Source organism: Candidatus Similichlamydia epinepheli (assembly GCF_003056015.1).
The window spans coordinates 1-3,311 of record NZ_PPEU01000077.1; the positions used below are offsets into that span (position 1 = coordinate 1).

A 3,311-nucleotide genomic window follows, 5' to 3' on the forward strand; every position below is an offset into this window, starting at 1 on the left:
TTTTGTTTTGTTATCTACCAAAATGGTTATACCCTAGAAAGATGCTTCTCTTTCTTCTTTCTCTTTCCACCCTTCTTATTATTTGAAGAATCTTCCTGAGGATCTGCAGAGATTTGTGACTGATCATTAGGTTGAGTAGGTTCACTTGCCGCAGAAGCCCAAGGCAATGGAGATGGAGGTCGATTTAATCTAAAAAATCGTCTCAACAGATTAGCCGGAGAGTTTCTTGGGGAGCTGGAATCAGTCACATCTCGCTCATCTGAAGACGTAACGCTTCCGCTCTCAACCCCACCATGTGATGTTAACACAGGTCCAGATGCATATTCTGGACAGTCAAAGAATGCTTCTGGAGGTGGTGGAGGAGGCAAATCATCTTCCGGCAAGTTTAAACCAGGCCCAGATGCATATTCTGGACAGTCAAAGAATGCTTCTGGAGGTGGAGGAGGCAAATCATCATCTTCTGGTAAGTTTAAACCAGGTTCAGATGCATATTCTGGACAATCATCAAATCCTTCCGGCGGTGGTATAAAGTCATTCTCCACTGACAATGATTCTTCATCCTGCTGTCCATCTGGAACTACTTCAACTGACACAGACACTGATTGTAGCGAACTACTTAATTGAGAGGTAGATGTTGAATCAACATGACCTACATTATTGTTCTCCCCCATCTCATCTAGTTCGATAATAGTTGATGGAGGTAAGTCATTTGGAATTGGAATATTACCACGAATATTCTGCCAGTCAAAAATTGAGCTCATGTCGACACGAAAATGAGATCTTTCTTCCCGATCTTCTCTTGACTCGATTAATTCTCTAAGACGTCTTCCCCTTCTCCTAATTACAAACATACGATTAATACAACAGAGAATATTCACGACATGGCAAGCTAGCAAGGTAGACTCTACGCCAAGTGCTTCGATTAACAAGTTTTCAGCTGCATCAGAAGGGATTAATGAATTAACATCCGAAGGGATTATTGCGTCAATTTCATTACGATTAGCTTCAGTTGAAGATGATGAACTTGTGGTTGGTGCTGTTGTTGTAGATGGAATCTTTGACTTATCTATTTCAGTAATTGCAATTACATATGAAAGGCTAGCAATGGAAAATAGTGACAAAGCTATGGAAAGCAAAAGAGCGCGTCCATGTACTAATATCTCACTACAATCAACTGGGTTATCCTGTAATAGAGTTTTCATGCATACCTCTTTCCCTCCTACTCTGCATTTGGGATTTGCATTGCATGTAGTTTCAGGGCGGCGATTGTTGCCCATTGAATGAATACGATCTACAACTGCTGAAGAAAATCTCCTTAAACGATTGTGAGGAGGAGATTGATTAGCACTATCAGTTGTATCTCCATTATTACCTCCGCCACCAACAGATTGAGCAATCCTGGATATAAAGTATGTAATCCCTCTTAATGGATTGGCAGACAATAAAACTTGAGCAGCAAAAGCAGTTGCAGCAGCTACTGAATAGCCTACCCATTGGTTATCAGTATTTGCCAAACTAGCCATAAGAAATGCGCTTGCTGCTAGACCTACACCTGCCGTTAGACCTCGCACTATCTTTTGTACATGTCTATTTCCATCTCTCAAGATTTCACATACTTCATTATCGAAAGAATTTGCAGAATCCGAATACGGATTAGATGGAGCAGGAGAAGGTGGCTCAGGTTGCATGTGGCGAGATGGACCAGGAATTTGCTCATCAGAAGTTGTTATAGAATCTCTAGGAAGAACTATTCTTACCCTCCTAATATTTCGACCTGCCATACCTCCTGCACTTGTATGATCACTACTTCTATTATGATTATGAGTGTCAGGAACATCGTTTGATTGAGTATGTGACTGATCAGCAGCATCCGCAGCCTCAACTTCTTCAGATATCGTTGGTAGTCTGTGTGGTGGACCGTTGTTATTAATAGGATTCATTGGATGATACCTTTGGATAAAACTAGATTGAAAATGACAATAAAAATTTGGAGACTAAAGAATGTTCTTTAGAAAGAAGTAAAGGCAGAGCCTGAACAAAAGATTACTATCGTAATAAGAAAATACTGCCTTAGGACAAGGCCGTAAAAAGATGTCAAAAGCTTAAATGCAGCAGCTTTATAAAAAGAATTTTATACTTTCAATCAAAAAAAATCTACTCTCTTCAACAAAAAGATTTACTCTTCCTTATAGGCAGTTTGTTTTGATTAAAAAAAACTTGCTTTTTCATCATTTAGAACATAGGGACTTTCTAATCATAAATTGGTATCCTTTCTACAAACATTGGGGTGATCATTTTGGATGCGTTCTTGTGTCTTTCTAATTTGAAAAAAAACTTTAACAACACTTGTGTAGTTGATATTCAGGAACTCTGTGTGCAAAGAGGAGAGATCTTTTCTATTTTAGGACCAAGTGGGAGTGGTAAAACCTCACTATTACGAATGATTGCTGGATTCGAATCACCAGATTCTGGATCGATTATACTGGCTTCAGAGGATATTACTTGTCTTCCCGCAAATAAACGAAAGGTTAATACTATATTTCAAAATTATGCGCTATTTCCGCATCTGACTGTTTTAGAAAACATTGAATTCGGAATGAAAGTTCAAGGTGCCTCTCCTATAGAAAGAAGAGAGGCAGTAGGAAGAATGCTTTCTCTTATTCAAATGAGTGAACATTCACAAAAATTCCCCGAAGAATTAAGTGGCGGTCAAAAGCAACGTGTAGCCATTGGCAGGGCATTAATTATGAAGCCACAGGTTCTCCTTCTAGACGAACCTTTAGCTGCTCTTGATCTAAAACTACGTCAAAAGATGCTTCTTGAACTGGATCAGATTCATGATGAGGTTGAGATTACTTTTTTATTTGTAACACATGATCAATCAGAGGCAATGGGAATCAGTGATCGTATTGCAATTATGAACAAGGGAAGAATAGAACAGATAGGCACTCCTGCTGAAATTTACGAAGCTCCTAAAAACAGATTCGTTGCTGCTTTTATTGGAGATACAAACTTTTTCAAAGGAGAAGTGAAGCAATACCATGTTGACGACTACTTTCTAGTAGATGTGGCTGAATTTGGAGAGATTACCTGTTATCGAGATCGACAACTTCTTAACGATTCATATATCTGCCTAAGTGTTCGCCCAGAAAAATTTTATATCAGCCTAGAAAAACCTAACCGACCACCTCTATACAATGTAATCTCAGGCAGAGTGGAAGATATCATTTACTTAGGATCACACACCAAATATTGAATCCGTGTAGTCTCGCACAGGATTTCTGTTCTTAAGCAGCACAATCATTTTCTTC

At 39.0% G+C, this 3,311-nt stretch carries 2 protein-coding genes; one reads left to right on the top strand and one right to left on the bottom strand.

The genetic code is table 11. The features are described from left to right. Positions 1-26: 26 nt before the first annotated feature. Positions 27-1,940, bottom strand: coding sequence for a hypothetical protein (locus GCCT14_RS04045; protein ID WP_108624339.1), 1,914 nt, complete (start codon positions 1,938-1,940; stop codon positions 27-29). Between the two features lie 356 nt (positions 1,941-2,296). Here GCCT14_RS04045 and GCCT14_RS04055 point away from each other — a divergent pair, with 356 nt between their 5' ends. After that, positions 2,297-3,256 carry an ABC transporter ATP-binding protein gene (locus GCCT14_RS04055; RefSeq protein WP_239978373.1) on the top strand — a complete coding sequence of 320 codons (960 nt, stop codon included), beginning with the start codon at positions 2,297-2,299 and terminating at the stop codon, positions 3,254-3,256. Positions 3,257-3,311: the final 55 nt, after the last annotated feature.

What these genes read in the sequence shown, in the direction of transcription:
- GCCT14_RS04045 (WP_108624339.1), bottom strand. Translation starts at nt 1,940, where the DNA reads ATGAATCCTATTAATAACAACGGTCCACCACACAGACTACCAACGATA.